This window comes from Roseateles sp. NT4, assembly GCF_051857475.1.
Classification (GTDB): Bacteria; Pseudomonadota; Gammaproteobacteria; order Burkholderiales; family Burkholderiaceae_C; genus Pelomonas.
In genome coordinates this window covers 560,927-579,050 of record NZ_JBPZGZ010000004.1, presented here as the reverse complement: position 1 = coordinate 579,050, position 18,124 = coordinate 560,927, and the positions used below count along the sequence as shown (strand labels likewise).

Here is an 18,124-nt window from a genome sequence, read left to right as displayed (position 1 = left end):
CGCGCCGGGCGCTCGAGGTGAGGATGTGAGCGGGTATCACTGCGGCCGCCCGAGCGACCAGCTGCGTTCACCCAGGCCCGAGTCCGAGCCCTGGATGCGGCCGCCAGCCACGACGCCCTGCGCGGACCAGACGTGGCCGCCGACCATGGGCGCGCTGGTGCTGCCCCGCGGGCAGCTGACGGTCAGCGTCGAGTTCCAACGCGTGCTCAAGTCCAGCGTGTAGCGGGCCGGGATGGTGGACTCGTCAACGACGAGCTGGCCCGTGGTGTCGGCCTGGGACAGCGACACACGTGTCGGCGAGACCTTGTGGGTGCAGACCGGGTCGAGCATGGTGTAGATGTGCTCGGCATCGCCGCTCGGACGGTAGACCCGGCGTGTGGTGGTGCTCTGCGCCGCATCCAGGGTCCAGCGCGTGTCGAGCTTGAACTCGTGGCCCGCCAGCAAGTCGCCGACGACAGCCTGCAACGAGCCCGTCCAGGCATCTTCCGCGACGCGCACCTTGGCGGCCAGCACCAGGCGTTGGCCGTTCGCGCTGTTGATGCTGCGAAAGCGCAGCGTCAGCGGATTGGTCGCCGGCACCTGGGCCGGGGCGGTGTAGACCACGCCGGCCTGGGGCTCGACGGCCAGCGTCCCGAGGGCGGCAGCCGGCGTGGCGGTGCCCTCCAGCGTCCATTCGCGCTGGAATCCGGGCTTGCTGTTGAGCACCTGCACGGTGACGTCACGCACCACCGGCGTCGGCAAGCACAGTTCCCCCACGCTGGCGTTCTCGCAGCCCTCGCTGCCGCGCACCGCGTAGATGCTGACCGGTACGAAGCGCTGGCTGCCGAGCACGCGCACCGTGGCGGCGGCGGGCACCAGCTTGTGGGCCTTGACGCGGACAAACTCGCCTTTCAGCGCTCCGCCTGCGGCACCGGGCCGGGCCTGCAAAGCCGCGGCGCCGGGCTGGACCGGCCACAGGCCCGGCGGCAGGCTGACCTGCAGCAGGCGCTGGGCCTCATCGTGCGCGGCGAGTGGCAGCACCCACCAGCTGCCGTCGGACTGGCGCAGCGCGATGCGGTCCTGGGAGACCTCTTCGGCGCTCTCATCCGCGCCATAGCGCAGGGACAGCGCCAATGTGCGGGCCGGACGCTCCGGCAGGCTCAGGCTCAGGCCCGGACCGACGCCATCGGCCAACGGGTTGGCAATGGGTTGTAGCGAGGCCGTGCCGGCCTGGCTGAAGCTGCCTGCGGGCAGTTCCAACTGCAGGCTGCCATCCGCCGTGCTCAGGCGCGCGGTGGTGGTCGTGAAGGGCAGCGCCGTGGCGGCGCCCAGCACCGCCGGGGCGGCCGTCGTCAGCACAGCTTCACTGCCCGTGCGCGCGCTGGCCGAAGACGCCACGCTGCCGTCCGCGCGGACGAGGCGGTAGGCATAGCTCGTATCTGCGGCCAGGCCGCTGTCCAGCCACAGGCCGGCGCCGCTGTCGACTTCGGCAACAGCGGCATAGGCGCCGCCGTCGCCGCTGCGCCGCTCCAGCCGCCAGACGCTGCCGGGGTTGCCGCCGCTCCAGCTCAGCGTGGCGTGCGTCGCCGATCCCGCCAGCGCGGTCAGCGTGACGCCGGGTTGGGAAGGCGAAGGCGTGGATGGGGTTGAAGGCGTGGAGGGGGTGGAGGGTGCGGTCGGCGCGGCGTTGTCGCCACCGCCGCCGCAGCCGGCGAGAAGCCACAGGGCGGCGCCCAGCGGCGCCAGCAGGCGTGAGGTCAGGAACATGGAAGACTCCGAAAGAGGTTGCGGATCGGCGCGGCGGACTCGGGCTTCACAGCCAGTGGCGCATCAGCACGACGTCGAGGTCGCTGCCGTTGGCTTCGCCAGCCTGCAGCACGCGCACCGTCGTCACGCGCTCGTCGGGCTGCAGGGCGAGGGCACGACCGGCGTCGGTCTTGCTGCCGGCCGCCACGGCCGTGGTGCGAATGCCGCCGGGGCCGAAGGCGGTGTCGGCGCTGCCGTCGGCCTTCAGGCGCAGCAGCACCGTGTCGGCGCTGGAGCTGTTGCCGGTGTAGACCCAGCCGCCCAGCAGCAGGCGGCCGTCGGCCTGGCGGACGATGGCGGTGGCCTCATCCCAGTTGCTGGCGCTGACAGCGACGACGGCCCGGCCGCCGGTGCCGAAGGCGGCATCCAACGCGCCGTTGGGCAGCAGGCGCACGGCGGCGAAGTCGTGGTCGCGGTGGCCGGCCAGCACCAGCTGGTTGTCGGGCGTGACGACGACGCCGCGCGCTGCACCGGTGACGCTGCCGAACAGGCTGCGCACGATGCCGCCACTGCCGAAGCTCGTGTCCAGCGTGCCGTCGGCGCGGTAGCCCGCGGCAATGAAGTCGCCCTCGCCGCCCACGGCGACGAGGCGCGAGACGCCGCCCACGGTCTGCAGGGCCAGGCCGTAGACAGTCTCGCGTGCGCTGCCGCTGCCGATGGCGGTCAGCACCTTGCCGCCCGCGCCGAAACCGGCATCCAGGCTGCCGTCGGCGTTGTAGCGGGCGAGCGCGAAATCGCTGCCGCTGGCGCCCTGGTCGCTGTCACCGGCCAGCACGATCTTGCCGTCGGGCTGGAGCAGCAGCGCATAGGCCTTGTCGGCGCCGTTGCCGAAGGAGGTGATCACGCGGCCGCCGCTGCCGAAGCTGGTGTCCAGCGTGCCGTCGGCGTTGTAGCGCGCGACGGCGAAGTCGTAGCCGCTGGCACCCTGGTCGCTGCTGCCGGCAACGAGAATCTTGCCGTCCGGCTGCACGGCCACGGCCTGCGCCTCGTCGCTGCGGCTGCCGTTGTTGAAGGCGGTGCTGACCTTGCCACCGGTGCCGAAGCTGGCGTCCAGGCCGCCGTCGCGCAGGTGGCGCACCAGCAGGAAGTCGGTGCCGCTGGCCACCGTGGTCACGCCGAAGCCGGCCACGACAGCCTTGCCGTCGGCCTGCACCGCCACGCCACGCACATAGTCGTCGGTGAGGCCGCCGGGCGTCACCAGCGTGCCGCCGCCGAAGCTGGTGTCGATGTCACCGGCCGCGCCGCGCACGGTCACCGTCAGCGGCTTGCTGGCGTTGACGGTGCCGGCCGTGCCCTTGACGGTGACGGCGGTCGGCAGCGAATGCGGGGCGGTGATGGCGGCCTGCAGCGTCAGCGTGCCGGTGTTGCTGCCCGCTGCCAAGCTGAGGGCGGCCGCGGTAGCGCCGGTGGGCAGGCTGTCGGCGCTGAATTGGATGGCGTCGGTGAAGCCGGCATCGCGCTGCACGGCGACGGCCACCGTCGCCTGCTGGCCCTGCCAGACGATGGCCTTGGAGGTGTCCAGCGTGAAGCTGAAGCCCGGAGCGGGCGCGGGAGCCGGACCGGGCTGGGGCTGCGGTTGGGGTTGGGGTTGGGGCGCAGGATCCGGCAGGCTGGTGCTGCTACCGCCCCCGCCACAGGCGGCCAGAGTGGCGGACAGGGCAGCGCTCAGCAGCAGATTGCGGACGCCGGGACGGTTCGTGGATCGATCAGACATGGGATTTCCTGAGGTGAAAGGTGGGGGGAGCCCTGGGTCGGACGGGGGCTCCGTTCAGGGGGTGACGTCACTGTGCCGAGCGGCCCTGGCGCACACATCGCCCCGAAGAGCCATGCGACGGGCCATGGCCCTGGCTCCGGGCCCATGGCCCGTCGGAGCGATGCCAGGCGCGGCGCCGGCCGGAACACTGCCGGCCATCCGGTTCACCTTCACACCGGCCTCAAGGAGCCCCCATGACACCCCCCGCACCGCGCCTGGACCTGTATGCCCACATCCACAAGGCGCTGCGCCTCTTCATGAGCGACACGCTGCAGCAGTTAAGCCGCCTGGACGTCGACGATCCGCTGGACCTGGCCACCAGCCTGGCCCAGCTGGACGCGCTGCTGGATGCCGCCCGGCATCACGTCGAGCGCGAGAACGAATTCGTGCATCCCGCCATCGAGGCCCGCCGCGCCGGCGCCAGCGCTGCCATCGAGGCCGAGCATGAGGAGCATCTGGACGCCATCACCGGCCTGCGCGCCGAGTCGGCCGCGCTGCGTGCCATGCCGGCGGCCCCTGCGGCCCAGCGCCTGTACCGGCGTTTTTCGACCTTCGTGGCCCACAATTTCGAGCACATGGGCGTGGAGGAAAGCCGCCACAACCAGGCCCTGTGGGCGGCCTACACGGACGCCGAGCTGCTCGAACTGCACGGCCGCATCATGGCCAGCGTCGGTCCGCGCGAGATGAGCGAGACGCTGCGCTGGATGATCCCGGCGCTGACGCCGGCCGAACGCGCCCTGGTCATTGGCGCACTGCCGCCGCAGGTCCAGGCCCCGGTGCTGGCTTCAGCGCGCGCGCTGCTGAACGACAGCGCCTGGGCCAAGCTGTGCCGGGCCGTCGGTCAGCCGAGCGCGCCGGGCCTGGTGGAGGCTTGACGGTCCCGCCACCACGCGGCCGCTTCGCCGCGTGAGTTCAGTACAAGCTTGTCGAGGATGTTGGCCACATGCCGCTTGACGGTGTGCGGGCTGAGATCCAGGGCACGGGCGATGTGCTTGTTGCTCGCACCCGCGGCGATCTGGGCGATGACCTCGGCCTCGCGCTGGGAGAGTCGGTCGTCCACGGAGGTCTCGGCCGTCTCGGCGACCCGCCGCGTGGCCGGCCGCACGGCTTCGGCCCAGCCACGCAGGCGAGCGAGGCTGGCCGCGTCAAGCAGGCCACGCCAGTCTTCAGCGGCCATCTGCAGCATCCGCGGCACGGCCCACAGCAAGCCGCCGGGCTCGCGGCTGGCCAGCGCCGGCGCCAGCGCCTGGGCGGCGCCGGCACGGTCGCCGCCTTCCAGCAGCACCGCGGCCAGGCGCACGCGCGCCTCGGCGAGCTGGCCGAGCAGGTCGCCACTCTCACCATCGGCCAGGAAACCGCGCCAGGCAGCGATGGCTTCGTCGCGCCGGCCCTGCAGCGCGGCCAGTTGGGCCTGCAGGCCCAGCAGCGGCCGCGGCCGGTGCGGCATGACGAGATGAGGCAGGTCGGCGCCGATGCGCACCAGCCGCTCCAGGCCCTCTTTCAGCGCCTCCTGATTGGCAGTAGCAGCCGCCATGCGCGCCATGGAGAAATGCGCATGCCAGGCGCCCCAGGCGCCGTAACCGGGCACCTGCTCGGCCAGGCGCAGGCGCATCAGGGCCATGGCCTCCTCATGGCGGCCGGCGATCAGGTCGAACATGGCATGCAGGGCCTGGCCCTGGTTGCGCGCAATGACGATGCGACCCAGCCAGGCCGCATCGCTTTCGGCACGAGACAGCAGCTCGCGGGATTCGTCCAGTTGCCCTTGCCAGAACAGGTTCCAGGCCTGGGCCGTGTGGGCGTTGACGCCGAAGGGCAGCGTCCGGTTGCCCAGTACCTGCATGGCGCCGCGGTACCAGCGGTCGGCCACCGGTGACATGCCGGCGCAGCTGATCTGGCGCGGTGGCGGCGAGCAGATGTACCAGGTCTCCAGCGTGGTCGCGTTCAGCAGTTCGCAGACGAGGGCGTCGAACAGTGGCGCGACGGCATCGAAGCGGCAGCTTTCCATCGCGTGCCAGGTGCGGCCCAGCAGCGTGATGCGGCGCAGCTCGCCGCTGAGGGCAAAGGGGTCGAGGTCGCGCAGCAGGACCTCGGCCTCCGGCAGCCGGCCTTGCGCGATCAGCAGGATGCTGCGGTGGCCGCGTGCGGCGAGCAGGCCGGACGCGTCGCCGCGGGCCTCGAACAGCGCCTCGGCGCGGCTCTGGTGCCATTCGGCCTGCTGGGCCTCCCACAGCACCCACAGCGCCAGGGCCTTGACGCGGTGGAGTTCCGGGCTGGACTCGGCGAAGGCCGGGTCGAAGCGCTTGGTCAGCTCGAGCAGGCCCTGGGCACCCAGGTGGTTCATCAGCGGCCCGCCATCGGCCAGCAGCAGCTCGGCGGCCCGCTCGGGGCGGCCGGCTGCCAGCAGCAGGCTCTGGCGGCGCAGCGCGTCGGTCTCCAGCGTGGCGGCGCGCTCCAGCAGATCGCGGTGCAGCTCGGGCTGTTGCTGGCGCAGGCGCTGCTGCAGCATGTCGCGGAAGAGCTGGTGCAGGCGCAGCGTGTGCGGCGCCAACTCGACCACCGTGACGAAGAGGGAGAGCCTCTCCATCTCGGCCAGCCAGGCGGCCGCATGGGCGTCCTCGCCGAGGGCCTGACAGCGCGCCACGTCCAGCTCGTGCAGCACGCTGGTGCGCAACAGGAAGTCGCGCAGGCCGGGATCGAGCCGGTCAAGCACCTCGGCGGCCAGGTAGTCGAACGTCGCGCGATCGATGGCCGCGGGCAGCGCCGCCCGCTGCCCCATGCCCAGCGCCAGCCGCAGCCCGGCGGCCCAACCCTGGCAGCGACGGTAGAGCTCCGCGGCGGCCAGCTCGTCGAGGCCGGCGGCAAGCGCCAGCTGCACGGCCTCGTCCTCGGCCAGCACGAGGTCGGCGGCACCGATGTCGGCCAGGTCGCCGGTCGCGCGCAGCCGCGCCAGCCGCAGCGGCGGTTCGTGGCGTGCGGCCAGCACCAGGCGCCAGCGCCAATCCATGCGCGTCAGCCAGCGATCCAGGAACTGCAGGGCCGCGGCGTCCACCACGTGGTGTACATCGTCCAGCACGATGCAGCCCCGCGACACCTCGCAGGCCTCCAGCGCATTGAGCATGGCATCGGCCACGGCGATCAGCTCGGGCCCACCGCGCAGGGCCGCATCGCGCAGGCCTTCGGGCGCCGTGCGCCAGGGCGGGTCAAACGGCTCCAGCGCTGCGAACAGGCAGTCCAGCAGGCGGCCAAGATCATCACCCTCGTCCAGCGACACCCACGCCAGCGCCAGGCCAGCGGGCTGATCCGCCAGTGCCTGGGTCAACAGCGCCGTCTTGCCATAGCCCGCCGGCGCGCACACAAGCAGCACGCGCTGCGTGTCCAGGGCAGCCCGCACGCGTGCCAGCAGCGCCGGTCGAGGCAGCAGGCCCTGGCGCGGCCGCGGGGCTCGTGTCTTGGTCAAGGCCAGCGTCATGGCCGCGGATGATAGGTGCCGGCGCGAGGCGTTCTGCGCCCGCCGTGCTGCCCCCGCGATTGCGGGGGCGCTGGCCCGCGCACCGCTAACGCTTGCCTAACGGTCGCCTTCAAGACTCCCGGCCATCCACCACCAGGAGTCCCCATGAAATTCGCCCGCTTGATGCTGTGCGGCGCCCTTGCCGCCTCAGCTCTTGCCGCCCAGGCCCAGCAGGGCGTGGACCTGACCGACCAGAGCCACAGCCCCGACTTCCCGAGCTGGACGCTGTACGGCAGCGCGCAGGCGCAGAGCTTCACGCCCGGCAATGGCTTTACCTACAGCGTCATGAACCTGACCCAGGCCGGCACCGGCGGGCAGGCCGGCGCCGGCTGGGCGCCGCAGTCCCTGGCCCTGGACTTCAACGCCGCCTTCAACTTCCGCTTCTACTTCAACATCCAGAACGATCCCAGCCAGCTGCGCGGCGACGGCCTGACCCTGGTGCTGGCCGATTCGACCGGCGTCGGCAACGGCGGCTCCGACCTCGGCTACGGCGGCCTGTCCTCGGCCAGCGTGGCCTTGGCGGTGGACACCTTCCACTTCAGCGGCGAGGCGGTGTCGCCCAGCGTGCAGATCCTGGCCGGCGGCAGCAACACGCCGCTGGCCTTCACCGAGACCGGCCTGGGCGACAGCATCCGCAACGCCAACTACGCCTTCATGGGCGAGCTGGCCTACGCCCCGTCCGGCAACGCCGACAACACCGGCATGCTGACCGGCACCATCTCCAATCTGCAGCTGGGCAGCTTCAGCGTGCAGGCCCAGGTGGACTTCGCGGCCCTGGGTCTGGTGGGCCAGCCGGTCTACTACGGCTTCACGGCCGGCAACGGCCTGGCCACCGACGGCCAGACCATCCAGTGGGGCGCGCCCGCCCCGGTGCCCGAGCCCGGCAGCTGGGCCATGATCCTGGCCGGAACGGCCTGCCTGGCACTGATCGCCAGGCGCCGCCGCGCCGGCTGAGCCGGGAGGGCGCTCACGCGCCTTCCGCTGCGGACACGAGGCCGCCATACTCCGGCCGGTGCATGCACTCGCGCAGATCCTGATCCTCTTCGTGGCCGCCGTCGTGCTGGCCGCCGCCGCGCGGCGCACCGGTGCGCCCTACCCGGTCTTCCTGGCCATCGGCGGTGCGCTGCTGGCGCTGATCCCGGGGGCACCCAGCCTCAGCCTGCCGCCCGACCTGGTGCTGGCCCTGTTCGTCGCCCCCATCCTGGTCGACGCCGGCTACGACGCCTCGCTGCGTGACCTGAAGGACAACTGGGCGCCGCTGGTCAGCCTGGTCATCGTCGCCGTGGGCCTGACGACTGCGGCCGTGGCCGTCGTGGTGCATGCCCTCGTGCCCGGCCTGCCCTGGGCCGCCGCCGTCGCCCTGGGTGCCATCGTTGCGCCACCCGATGCGGTCGCGGCGACTGCGGTGTTGCGCCCCTTGCGCCCACCGCAGCGCATCCTGGGCATCCTCGAAGGTGAGAGCCTGCTGAACGACGCCAGCGCCCTGCTGATCTATCGCCTGGCCGTCGGCGCCGTGGCGGCCGGCGGCTTCTCGATCCAGGCCGTGGGGCCGACCTTTCTGCTGGGCGTGCTGGGCAGCCTGGTCGCAGGGCCGGTGCTGGGCTTCATCGCGCAGCGCCTGTTCGAGCGCGTGCAGCACATCCCGACGCACATCGTGCTGCAGTTCATCGGCACCTTCAGCGTCTGGCAGCTGGCCGAGCATGTCGGCCTGTCGGGCGTGCTGACGACGGTCTGCTTCGCGATGACGCTGGCCCGGCTGGCACCGGAGCGCATCCCGCCGCGCATCCGCACCCCGACCAATGCCGTCTGGGCGACGGTCGTGTTCGCGCTCAACATCTTCGCCTTCATCTTCATCGGCCTGCAGCTGCGGCCCATCCTGATGGGGCTGGAGGCGCCGACGCGCGAACAATACCTGGTCGTCGCCGGTGCCGTATTGGCGACCGTCATCCTCGTGCGCATCGCCTGGCATATGAGCTTCAACGCCGTGGTGCGCTGGCGCGACCGCCGCCATGGCTTCAACCCGCCACGGCCCATGCTCAGGCCCACCGTGGGCAGCGGCCTGGTGATCTCCTGGGCCGGCATGCGCGGCATCGTCACGCTGGCCGCGGCACTGGCCCTGCCCGAAGGCTTCCCCGGCCGGGATCTCATCGTGCTGACGGCCTTCCTCGTCGTGCTGGGCACGCTGCTGATCCAGGGCCTGACGCTGAAGCCGCTGCTGCGTGCGCTGAGCCTGCACGACGGCGACCCCGTCGCCCACGAGGAGCACGCCGCCCGCCACCGCATGCTGGAGGCCGCCTTCGCCCAATTGCCCGCCGACGGTTCGGCCGCCGTGAACCTGGTGCGCAAGAACCTGAAGCTGCATCTCGGCAGGCCGCTGCATGAAGACGGCAGCCCCTTCGCCTCCTTCGGCGCCGAATACGACGACCGCTACCGCGCCGCCCTGCAGGCGGCCCGCCAGGTGCTGTTCGCCTTGCGCGACGCCGGCGACATCGGCGACGACGCCTTCCACACGCTGGAGAACGACCTCGACTGGCTGGAGGTGTCGGACCCGCTCAGGGCGGCCAATGCGGATGCGACGGGCTAGCGCCCGGACCTACTTCTTCCCCTGTGGGTAGATCGTCTCGCCGCGCTTGAGCATGTCGACGAAGGCCTTGATCTTCTTCTCGCGGCCCGCCGCGGTCTTCATGTTGTGGACGCGAAAGGCGAGCGCAAAGCGGTTCTGCGCGCTGAGGCCCGCCAGCATCTTGCTGGCCTTGGGCTCGGCGTCGATGGCCGCCTGGAGATCGTCGGGGATCTTCATCTCCTTGCCGCTGCCATAGGCGCGGTCCCAGCGACCGTCCGCCTTGGCCGCCTCGACTTCCCGGAGACCGTGCTCGGTCATGCGGCCTTCCTGGATCAGACGGGCCACGTTGGCGACGTTGATCTTGCTCCACACGCTCTTGCTGCGCCGCCGCGTGTAGCGCTGCAGAAAACTCTGCTCATCCAGGCCCTTGCGCAAGCCGTCGATCCAGCCCCAGCAAAGCACCACATCGATGGCCTGCTTGGGCGTCACGGAGGCCAGCCCCGAATTGACCTTGTGGATCTTGATCCAGACCTCGTCCGCCTTGTCGTGATGCCGCGCGAGCCAGTCGTAGAAGCTCTGCTCATCGGCGAACTCGCGGACGTTGTTGGGGTCGACGGTGACTGATGCCATGGGGTGGGCGCTCTCTCACTCAAGGTTCAGCCAACAGCTGCTCCAGCCGCTGCTCACGCAGGCCGTAGAAGCGCTTGATCTCGGCAATCTGCGCCAGCAGCTCGGGCCGGCGCGCGGCCAAGGCCTCGGCAGCGGCGCCGTGGGCCTTCACGGCGAGGATCATCTTGTTCTTGCTGGTGTGCTCCAGCGCGATGAACTCGAAGACCTGGGTGCGGTAGCCCTGGCTCTCCAGCAGCAGGGCGCGCAGCGAGTCGGTCACCATCTCGGCCTCCTGGCCCAGATGGATGCCGTGCTGGAGCATCGGCCGCAGCACAGCCGGCAGCGTCATCTGCGGGCGCAGTTCCTTGTGGCAACAGGGCGAGCTCATGATGATGCGGGCGCGCGACTGCAGGCCGACATGCAGGGCGTGGTCGGTCGCGATGTCGCAGGCATGCAGGGCGATCATCACGTCCAGGGGCTGGACAGCCTGGGTGCGGACATCGCCCTGGTCGAAGCGGATGCCGCCAAGCTGCTCGCCGTCGATGACGGCATTGCACAGCTTCACCATGTCATCGCGCAGCTCGATGCCGGTCACCCGCGGCTGCAGGCCGTGGGCCTGCAGCCAGTCGTGCACGGCAAAGGTCAGATAGCCCTTGCCCGAGCCGAAGTCGGCCACGCGCACGGGGCCGGCCAGGCCTGCCTCTTCGACGGCCGAGGACAGGATCTCGACGAAGCGGTTGATCTGCTTCCACTTGCGCGCCATGGCCGGCACCAGCGCCGGCTCGCCCTTGACCAGATGCGTCAAGCCCAGGGCCGACCAGACCGGGTGGGCCATCTCCAGCGGCCGCTGCTTGGCCTTGTCATGGGCGGCCGGCACCGGTGCTTCGGCACCGTCGATGCGTGTCACCCGCAGCGTCTCGCGGCCCTTGCGGCTGACGGCGAACTGCACTTCCTCGCTCGCCGTGTGCAGGTGCGCATTGCGAAAGCGGGCGCCCAGCAGCGTGCCAATCTCGGCCAGGCCGGCCTCGGGTGCATGGTTCTTGGTGACGTCCTTGGTGCGGTGCCGCCACAGGAAGGTGAGCGCCGGCTCACCGCGCAATTCAATCGCACGCACGGTCAGACGCTCGACGTCTTCGTCATCCCCCACCGGGCCAGACAGCAGCAGCTTGCCGAACTGGCCGCTGGCCAGCGCCAGACGGACGAGATGCAGAAAGCGCTCGTGCGCAGGCGCCGTGGCGGCGGGGGGCGGCGTGATAAGGGATGTGAACAGCGGCGGGGACATCTGCGCGATTGTCCGAGATCGGCCGATGCCCCTGCGCGCCGCATGACACGCTCGGTATATGCGCCGGCAGCAGAGCCAAATCCAGTACAAACACGCCTGCCGCACTTTCGAACCAGCGTCTCATGCGTCGACTTCTTGCATCCATGGGTGCGCTTCTTGCCGCCGCCGCGGCCTACGCGGCGGGGCCGCTCACCAACTTCAATGTCGTGCTGCTTCAGCCGAGTTCCGTGCTGGAGGCCCGCGTGACGGACGTCGACGCGATGGCCGACTACGTCAAGGCCGTCGAGGCCGCCTCGCGAGAGGCCGTCGTCGCCAGCGGCGCCAGACAGTCAGTGGGGGGCTTCATCGTGGTCGCCGTCAAACCCGGCCTGAAATCCAACGTATGGCTGGACTTCGACACGCTCACCGACCTCGAAATGCAAAAGCAGATCGTCGCCCGAGTCAGAGCCATCAAGCCGTTCGAGGCGACCCAAGGTCCTGTCGTGTTCGCGCTCAAGGTGGCCACCTGGGACGGTCGGCAGTCCAGGCGCTCTGCGCCGCTGCCGCCGGAGTGGAAGAACGCCACCCAAGGGCAGCCGCCTGTCGAGATTGGTGATCTCGTCGAACGCGTCTGGCAAGACTGACCTGCCATCCGACCGTTGATGGCGACGTCTCAGGCGTGCGTGATGTGCACTCGCGTTTCCGCCGAATCCAGATGCGGCAAGGTGTTGAACGTCACCAAGTGATGCCGTTTGGGGTTGAACGCGAACTCGGTGACGGCCGAGTTGCGGATGCGCAGGTTCAGCTCCACGACCGTCTCGGGCGGCGTGTTCAGCACCTGCCCCACCGCGGTAGAGATGGGGCCACCGCTGGACACGATGAGCACCTGCTTGCCCACGCCCACGGCCCGCACGCGGGCCAGCGCATCGGCCACACCGGCGGCGAAGTCGGCGTGGGTCGGCATGCCCACCGGCGCCGTCTCGCCGGCCATCCAGGCCAGCAGGCCCTGGCGCAGCAGGCGGAAATGCTGCTTGACCATCTCCGGGTCGGTCGGCTTGCCCAGGGGTTCGGGGTGGATGGCACGCACGACGGCCTCGCTGTCGTACTCGTTGAGGCCGGGCAGGGCCACGGCGGGCAGATCCTCGCTATAGCCCTCGACGATGCCGGCCAGGGACTGGGCGTGACGCTTCAGGGTGCCCGTGAAGACGGCATCAAAACGCTGACCGCGCTCGCGCCAGTAGGCGCCAAGATGGCGGCATTGCTCATGGCCCTTGGGGCTGAGCTGGTCATAGTCGGCCGCGCCGAAGCTGGCCTGGCCGTGGCGGACGAGGTAGAGGCTTCCCATGGCCTTGATCATGAACGGCAACCAAGCCCGCCACTGTCGCGACAATGACGCCATGTCACGCCTTAGACAAGCCACCCGCGACGACACCGCCGAACTCTGGCGCGTGCGCTATGCCGTCACCGAAAACACGCTGACCCCGGGCCGCATCTCCGACGCCGAGCTGCATGCCTACCTCGAGGACTACGGCCGCGGCTGGGTCGTCGAGCTGGAGCCCGGTCGCATCGCGGGCTTCGCCATCGGCGACAACCGCGACGGCCATATCTGGGCCATGTTCGTCGACCCGCCGCTGCATGGCCAGGGCCATGGCCGAGTGCTGCACGACGTGATGGTGAACTGGCTGTTCGAGCAGGGCCACCAGCGGCTGGACCTCGGCACCATGCCCAACTCCCGCGCCGAGGCCTTCTACCGCCGGGCCGGCTGGACACCCACCGACGAGGGCCTGGACGCCCATGGCGACAAGCGCTTTGAACTGCTGAAACAGGATTGGAATCCCCATGCTTGAAACTGAGGTCATCGAGACCGGCCCCAACCCCGGCACGACGATCATCGTGCTGCACGGACTGGGCGACAGCGGCCACGGCTTCGTGCCCATCTGCGGCGAGCTGGACCTGCGCTCCCTGGGCGCCGTGCGCTTCATCCTGCCGCATGCCCCCGAGCGCCCCGTCACCATCAACGGCGGCTATGTGATGCGGGCCTGGTACGACATCCTCGGCGCCGACCTGGTCAGACGCGAGGACGAGGCCGGGCTGCGCGAGTCGCAGCGGCAGATTGCCGAGCTGATCGACGCTGAGCGCCAGCGCGGCATCCCGGCGGGGCGCATCGTGCTGATGGGCTTCTCCCAAGGCTGCGCGATGGCACTGATGACGGCGCTGCGCTATCCCGAGCGCCTGGGCGGCGTGGCAGGGCTGTCGGGCTACGTGCCGCTGGCGGCGACGACGGCAGCCGAGCGCTCGAGCGCCAATGCCGGACTGCCTGTCTTCCTGGCCCACGGTACCCAGGATCCGGTTGTCGCTCCCGTGCGCGGCACGACCAGCCGCGACGCGCTGCAGGCACTGGGATACGTCGTGGAGTGGCACGACTACCCCATGCCGCACTCCGTCTGCATGGAGGAGATCGAGGACCTGAACGCCTGGCTGCTGAAACATTTAGGCTGAAGCGCGGCCCCTCGTCCAAGGAGTACCTTGGCCGGGACCGCTCTGCGGCCAATGGCCGCAGAGCTTCGGCAGGCACATGCCGCCCACTGGGCGCCATGTGTCCGGCCTCAGCCCCCGAGGGGACGGCGATGTTTGCGGCATTGAGCCGCAAGCACATCGCCCAAGGCGGGCCGGCTAGGGAGCGGCCCGGCGCTCATCCCGCAAATACGGAATGAAAGACCGGGATGAACGCGCATTTCGCCGCGTTGCATCCGCCGCGGCTCGGCGAAGATCGATGAGTCATGGAGCGCCTGGCCGAACAGATTGTTGACTGGCACAACCGCCACCCGCTGGCGCGGCGCATCGCCGTGGGCGATGTGCACACCATCGGTGTCGTGGCCCTGCCCTTTGTGCGCGCGTCGGCGCAGGCCGACGGCGTGGTTGAGCCCGTCCTGACCGATGTCGTCAGCACCTTCGACGAACTGCACGGCTCGCCGCCGCTGTCGCGCTGGGCGGCTGCGCTGCAACGCCTGAAGGAACTGCCGCGCCGCCTGGCCCGGCGCCCGCGCACCCAGTGGCGCGCCTTCAGCGAGAAATTCCTGCCCGGGCTGGGCCCATCCCAGGTCGAGCGCTTCGCGCTGGCCCACGGCTTTGCCGAGCCACCCGCCACGCCGGAGAGCAAGCCCTGGCGCGTCATCGTCATCGACGAGAGCCTGGCCAGCAGCCACGGCGGCTGGCCCTTCGAGCTCTATCTGATGACGGCAGGCATCGACGTCGGCAGCGCCCGCACCCGCGTGCTGGCCGGCCGCGGCATCCCGTCCGAAATCGCCGGACGTCGGCTGTGGGATCCCATCCGCCTGGGCGCGGCGGCTGCCGTCGTGGTGCTGCTGGTCGCGGGCGGCGCCTGGATGCTATGGCCGAAACGCGCGGCCGAGCCGGTCCACCCACCGGCCGAAGCGGCATCGGCGCCGGCATCCTCACCCTCGTCCCTCATGCCGGCCGCCTCCGCCGCCGAAGCTGCCTCGGCACCGGCATCGGGCGCCGCATCGTCCCCCCAAGCCTCAGCCAGCGAAGCCACGGGCGAAGAAGGGCCACCACCCGACATCCGCCCCCGCCTCGTCGAGCGCAGCGACGGCATCAAGCGCCCGCCGATCTTGCGCTCGGAGAAACCGGCGGAGACGGCTGCTGAAAAGCCCGGAGAAAAGCAGACGGCCGAGCCCGCATCGGCCGCCAGCAAGTCCGAACCGGCCGACCCGCGCCTGAGCCGCATGGCCCAGTCGCCGGACAAGATCGTCGTCGCCCTCGTCGGCCCTCCGGGCAGCAAGGCCGAGGCCGAGGCGCTGCTGAAGCGCATGCAGGACGGCCTCAAGGGCGTGCACAGCGACCCGAACACACTGCAGGCCGACGTCATCCAGACGCCGGAGGGATGGCGCGCGACAGTCTGGCCCTTCCCGAGCCGGGAACAGGCTCAGCTGATCAACGCGACGCTGGTGGCCCGCGGACTCAAGACCAAGGCCGTGAACTTCTAAGGTTGACGGCGGATGACGAAGGCGCGCTTGTCGCCACTGTCGAAGCCGCAGCGCTCGTAGAAGGCCCAGACCGCCGGGTCCTTGCGGCTGGTGGTCAAGACAACTTTGTAGGCGGCCATGGTCCAGGCCTGCTCAATCGCATGCCGGATGACAGCCTGGCCATGGCCCCGGCCGCGATGGTCAGCGTGGGTCACGACGTTCTCGATGACGCCGTAGCTGCTACCGCCGCGCGTGAGGTTGGGGATGACGGCGAGGTTGCAGCTGGCGATCAGTTGCTCACCGTCATACAGCCCGAAATGGCGCAGCCCCGGATGCGCAAAAACCGCGCGCACCGCCTCTTGCGAAGGCGGCGCGTCACCGACGTTCAGGTGCCGATAGAGATCAACAAGGGCGTCGACATCGCCGACACCCAGGTCGCGGATCACTTGACTTCCAGCTTCATCGTGTTGGCAATGAAGGCCAGGATGTCGCTGCGCTCCTCGATGATCTTCGAGGTCGGCTTGCCGGCGCCATGGCCGGCATTGGTCTCGATGCGGATCAGCTTGGGTGCCGGACCCGTGTCGGCGGCCTGCAGTGTGGCGGCGTACTTGAAGCTGTGGGCCGGCACGACGCGGTCGTCGTGGTCGCCCGTCGTGATCAGCACGGCCGGGTATTTGGCGCCGCTCTTGATGGTGTGCACCGGCGAGTAGGCGTACAGGGCCTTGAACATCTCCGGGCTGTCGTTGCTGGTGCCGTAGTCGGTCGCCCAGGCCCAGCCGATGGTGAAGTTCTGGTAGCGCAGCATGTCCATCACGCCGACCTGGGGCACGGCGGCGGCGAACAGGTCGGGGCGCTGGTTGGTGACCGCGCCGACCAGCAGGCCGCCATTGCTGCCGCCGTTGATGGCCAGCGTGGCCGGGCTGGCGACCTTGTTCTTGACCAGCCATTCGCCGGCGGCGATGAAGTCGTCGAAGACGTTCTGCTTCTTCAGCTTGGTGCCAGCCTCGTGCCAGGCTGAGCCGTATTCGCCGCCGCCGCGGATGGAGGCGATGACATACACGCCGCCCATCTTCATCCAGGTCGCAGCCGTGACGCCATAGCCGGGCGTGATGGAGATGTCGAAGCCGCCGTAGCCGTAGAGCAGGGTCGGGTTCGTACCGTCCAGCTTCAGGCCCTTCTTGGCGGCGATGAAGATGGGGAAGCGGGTGCCGTCCTTGCTGGTGACGAACTCGCGGCGGGTCTCGAACTCGTCGGCGTTGAAGGCCGTCTTGGGCTTCTTGAACAGGCTGACCTTGCCGCTCTTGACGTCGTAGCGGTGGATCTCGGCCGGCGTCGTCAGGCTGGTGTAGCTGAAGAAGGTTTCCTTGTCGCTCCAGCGGCCGCCGAAGCCGCTGGCCGTGCCGACGCCGGGCAGCTTGACCTCGCTGAGCTGCTTGCCGTCGGCGCCGTGCACGCGCACCAAGGTGGCGGCGTCATGCAGATAACTGAGCAGGAAGCGGCCACCAACGGCGGAGGCGCCGGTCATCGCATCCGGGCCTTCGGCCACCAGGGTCTTCCAGTTGGCGGCGGCCGGGTTCTTCAGGTCGATGGCGACGAGCTTGCCGCGCGGCGCGCCCTTGTCGGTCTTGACGATGAGCTTGCCGCCCACGGCCGCGACGGGGCTGTACTGGGCGTCGAAGTCCAGCGTGATGGGCTGGGGCTTGCCGCCGCCGAAGGCGCCCTTGGGCAGGGGCAGGACCATCAGGCCGTTCTTGCTGCCGGCGCTCTTCCAGACGCTGATCAGCAGCAGCTGGCCGTCGTCCGACACCTCGGTGCCGAAGCCCCATTCCTTGTCTTCGCGGTTCTCGGCGACGAGGACGTCCTCGCTCTGCGGCGTGCCCAGGCGGTGGTAGTAGAGCTTCTGGAAGTAGTTGGCGCCCTTGAGCTTCTCGCCTTCCTTGGGCGCGTCGTAGCGGGCGTAGAAGAAGCCCTTGCCGTCGGCCGTCCAGGAGGCGCTGCTGAACTTGACCCATTCGATGGTGTCGGCCAGGTCCTGGCCGGTGGCGAGGTCGCGCACCTTCCAGGTCTGCCAGTCGGAGCCGGCGCCGGCAATGCCATAGGCCAGCAGCTTGCCGTCACGCGAGGGCGCCAGGCCGCTGAGGGCCACGGTGCCGTCCTTGCTCATGGCATTGGGGTCCAGCGCGACGGCGGGCGTGTCGCTCAGCGACTTGGCCGTGTAGATGACGTTCTGCTGCTGCAGGCCGTCATTGCGGGTCCAGAAGTAGCGGTCGCCCTCGTGGAAGGGGATGCCGAAACGCTCGAAGTTGTAGAGCTCGGTGTAGATGCGGCGCGCCGGCAGGCGCTGCGGCATGGCGGCCAGGAACTTGTCCGTGACCTCGTTCTGCTGGACCACCCAGGCCTTGGTGTCGGCGGCGTTGTCGTCTTCCAGCCAGCGGTAGGGGTCGGCGACGGCGGTGTCGTGATAGGCGTCGACCTGGTCGACCTTGCGCGTGTTGGGGTAGCTGAGACCCTGGGCCTGGGCGCTGGTGGCGAGGACGGCTGCGAGGGTGATGGCAGACAAGGTGAGCTTCATCGAGCGGGTTCCGGGAGGTGTTCCGTGAAGCCGCGGATTGTCGGCGCCGCCCGGGGCGGCGCCGATCGTCATGCGATGAAGCCCTGA

At 70.0% G+C, this 18,124-nt stretch carries 15 protein-coding genes; 7 read left to right on the top strand and 8 right to left on the bottom strand.

Going from position 1 to position 18,124, the window contains the following annotated elements:
- Positions 1-36: 36 nt before the first annotated feature.
- Both ACS5PN_RS25790 and ACS5PN_RS25785 read right to left on the bottom strand, forming a co-directional pair.
- On the bottom strand, positions 37-1,746 hold the full coding sequence (locus ACS5PN_RS25790) for a hypothetical protein (RefSeq protein ID WP_439466888.1): 1,710 nt from the start codon (positions 1,744-1,746) through the stop codon (positions 37-39).
- 46 nt (positions 1,747-1,792) lie between these two features.
- A complete protein-coding gene (locus tag ACS5PN_RS25785) occupies positions 1,793-3,499 on the bottom strand; it encodes a hypothetical protein (RefSeq protein ID WP_439466887.1) in 1,707 nt (568 codons plus the stop codon).
- Between the two features lie 233 nt (positions 3,500-3,732).
- On the opposite strand from ACS5PN_RS25785, the gene ACS5PN_RS25780 reads away from it, so the two are divergent.
- Complete coding sequence (locus ACS5PN_RS25780; protein WP_439466886.1) at positions 3,733-4,413, top strand: hemerythrin domain-containing protein; 681 nt, start codon at positions 3,733-3,735, stop codon at positions 4,411-4,413.
- Here the strand turns inward: ACS5PN_RS25780 and ACS5PN_RS25775 are convergent.
- Positions 4,380-7,007, bottom strand: coding sequence for a LuxR C-terminal-related transcriptional regulator (locus ACS5PN_RS25775; RefSeq protein WP_439466885.1), 2,628 nt, complete (start codon positions 7,005-7,007; stop codon positions 4,380-4,382). The genes ACS5PN_RS25780 and ACS5PN_RS25775 overlap by 34 nt on opposite strands.
- Before the next feature lie 144 nt (positions 7,008-7,151).
- On the opposite strand from ACS5PN_RS25775, the gene ACS5PN_RS25770 reads away from it, so the two are divergent.
- Together ACS5PN_RS25770 and ACS5PN_RS25765 are read left to right on the top strand one after the other, a co-directional pair.
- A complete protein-coding gene (locus tag ACS5PN_RS25770; protein ID WP_439466884.1) occupies positions 7,152-8,000 on the top strand; it encodes a PEP-CTERM sorting domain-containing protein in 849 nt (282 codons plus the stop codon).
- A 58-nt stretch (positions 8,001-8,058) separates the two neighbouring features.
- Positions 8,059-9,630 carry a cation:proton antiporter gene (locus tag ACS5PN_RS25765; RefSeq protein ID WP_439466883.1) on the top strand — a complete coding sequence of 524 codons (1,572 nt, stop codon included), beginning with the start codon at positions 8,059-8,061 and terminating at the stop codon, positions 9,628-9,630.
- A 9-nt stretch (positions 9,631-9,639) separates the two neighbouring features.
- Here the strand turns inward: ACS5PN_RS25765 and ACS5PN_RS25760 are convergent, their stop codons facing one another.
- Positions 9,640-10,239, bottom strand: a complete 600-nt coding sequence (locus ACS5PN_RS25760) for a YdeI/OmpD-associated family protein (RefSeq protein WP_439466882.1) — start codon at positions 10,237-10,239, stop codon at positions 9,640-9,642.
- A gap of 19 nt (positions 10,240-10,258) precedes the next feature.
- Complete coding sequence (locus ACS5PN_RS25755) at positions 10,259-11,500, bottom strand: class I SAM-dependent methyltransferase (protein ID WP_439466881.1); 1,242 nt, start codon at positions 11,498-11,500, stop codon at positions 10,259-10,261.
- A gap of 143 nt (positions 11,501-11,643) precedes the next feature.
- Here ACS5PN_RS25755 and ACS5PN_RS25750 point away from each other — a divergent pair, with 143 nt between their 5' ends.
- Positions 11,644-12,123, top strand: coding sequence for a hypothetical protein (locus ACS5PN_RS25750; RefSeq protein ID WP_439466880.1), 480 nt, complete (start codon positions 11,644-11,646; stop codon positions 12,121-12,123).
- A gap of 29 nt (positions 12,124-12,152) precedes the next feature.
- Here ACS5PN_RS25750 and ACS5PN_RS25745 read toward each other — a convergent pair whose 3' ends face one another.
- Positions 12,153-12,824, bottom strand: coding sequence for a histidine phosphatase family protein (locus tag ACS5PN_RS25745; protein WP_439466879.1), 672 nt, complete (start codon positions 12,822-12,824; stop codon positions 12,153-12,155).
- A 52-nt stretch (positions 12,825-12,876) separates the two neighbouring features.
- Between ACS5PN_RS25745 and ACS5PN_RS25740 the strand changes: the two genes are divergently transcribed.
- The 3 genes from ACS5PN_RS25740 to ACS5PN_RS25730 all read left to right on the top strand — a co-directional run bounded on the left by ACS5PN_RS25740 (position 12,877) and on the right by ACS5PN_RS25730 (position 15,486).
- Positions 12,877-13,326, top strand: coding sequence for a GNAT family N-acetyltransferase (locus ACS5PN_RS25740; RefSeq protein ID WP_439466878.1), 450 nt, complete (start codon positions 12,877-12,879; stop codon positions 13,324-13,326).
- Positions 13,319-13,978: an alpha/beta hydrolase gene (locus tag ACS5PN_RS25735; RefSeq protein ID WP_439466877.1), complete on the top strand. Its 660-nt coding sequence runs from the start codon at positions 13,319-13,321 to the stop codon at positions 13,976-13,978. The genes ACS5PN_RS25740 and ACS5PN_RS25735 overlap by 8 nt, the downstream gene beginning before the upstream one ends.
- A gap of 281 nt (positions 13,979-14,259) precedes the next feature.
- Positions 14,260-15,486 carry a hypothetical protein gene (locus tag ACS5PN_RS25730; protein WP_439466876.1) on the top strand — a complete coding sequence of 409 codons (1,227 nt, stop codon included), beginning with the start codon at positions 14,260-14,262 and terminating at the stop codon, positions 15,484-15,486.
- Here ACS5PN_RS25730 and ACS5PN_RS25725 read toward each other — a convergent pair.
- On the bottom strand, positions 15,483-15,911 hold the full coding sequence (locus tag ACS5PN_RS25725; protein WP_439466875.1) for a GNAT family N-acetyltransferase: 429 nt from the start codon (positions 15,909-15,911) through the stop codon (positions 15,483-15,485). The two genes, ACS5PN_RS25730 and ACS5PN_RS25725, sit on opposite strands and share 4 nt — an antisense overlap.
- On the bottom strand, positions 15,908-18,037 hold the full coding sequence (locus ACS5PN_RS25720; protein ID WP_439466874.1) for a prolyl oligopeptidase family serine peptidase: 2,130 nt from the start codon (positions 18,035-18,037) through the stop codon (positions 15,908-15,910). Before ACS5PN_RS25720 ends, ACS5PN_RS25725 begins: the two co-directional genes overlap by 4 nt.
- Positions 18,038-18,124: the final 87 nt, after the last annotated feature.

What these genes read in the sequence shown, in the direction of transcription:
- ACS5PN_RS25790 (WP_439466888.1), bottom strand. Translation starts at nt 1,746, where the DNA reads ATGTTCCTGACCTCACGCCTGCTGGCGCCGCTGGGCGCCGCCCTGTGG.
- ACS5PN_RS25785 (WP_439466887.1), bottom strand. Translation starts at nt 3,499, where the DNA reads ATGTCTGATCGATCCACGAACCGTCCCGGCGTCCGCAATCTGCTGCTG.
- ACS5PN_RS25780 (WP_439466886.1), top strand. Translation starts at nt 3,733, where the DNA reads ATGACACCCCCCGCACCGCGCCTGGACCTGTATGCCCACATCCACAAG.
- ACS5PN_RS25775 (WP_439466885.1), bottom strand. Translation starts at nt 7,007, where the DNA reads ATGACGCTGGCCTTGACCAAGACACGAGCCCCGCGGCCGCGCCAGGGC.
- ACS5PN_RS25770 (WP_439466884.1), top strand. Translation starts at nt 7,152, where the DNA reads ATGAAATTCGCCCGCTTGATGCTGTGCGGCGCCCTTGCCGCCTCAGCT.
- ACS5PN_RS25760 (WP_439466882.1), bottom strand. Translation starts at nt 10,239, where the DNA reads ATGGCATCAGTCACCGTCGACCCCAACAACGTCCGCGAGTTCGCCGAT.
- ACS5PN_RS25755 (WP_439466881.1), bottom strand. Translation starts at nt 11,500, where the DNA reads ATGTCCCCGCCGCTGTTCACATCCCTTATCACGCCGCCCCCCGCCGCC.
- ACS5PN_RS25750 (WP_439466880.1), top strand. Translation starts at nt 11,644, where the DNA reads ATGGGTGCGCTTCTTGCCGCCGCCGCGGCCTACGCGGCGGGGCCGCTC.
- ACS5PN_RS25745 (WP_439466879.1), bottom strand. Translation starts at nt 12,824, where the DNA reads ATGGGAAGCCTCTACCTCGTCCGCCACGGCCAGGCCAGCTTCGGCGCG.
- ACS5PN_RS25740 (WP_439466878.1), top strand. Translation starts at nt 12,877, where the DNA reads ATGTCACGCCTTAGACAAGCCACCCGCGACGACACCGCCGAACTCTGG.
- ACS5PN_RS25735 (WP_439466877.1), top strand. Translation starts at nt 13,319, where the DNA reads ATGCTTGAAACTGAGGTCATCGAGACCGGCCCCAACCCCGGCACGACG.
- ACS5PN_RS25730 (WP_439466876.1), top strand. Translation starts at nt 14,260, where the DNA reads ATGGAGCGCCTGGCCGAACAGATTGTTGACTGGCACAACCGCCACCCG.
- ACS5PN_RS25720 (WP_439466874.1), bottom strand. Translation starts at nt 18,037, where the DNA reads ATGAAGCTCACCTTGTCTGCCATCACCCTCGCAGCCGTCCTCGCCACC.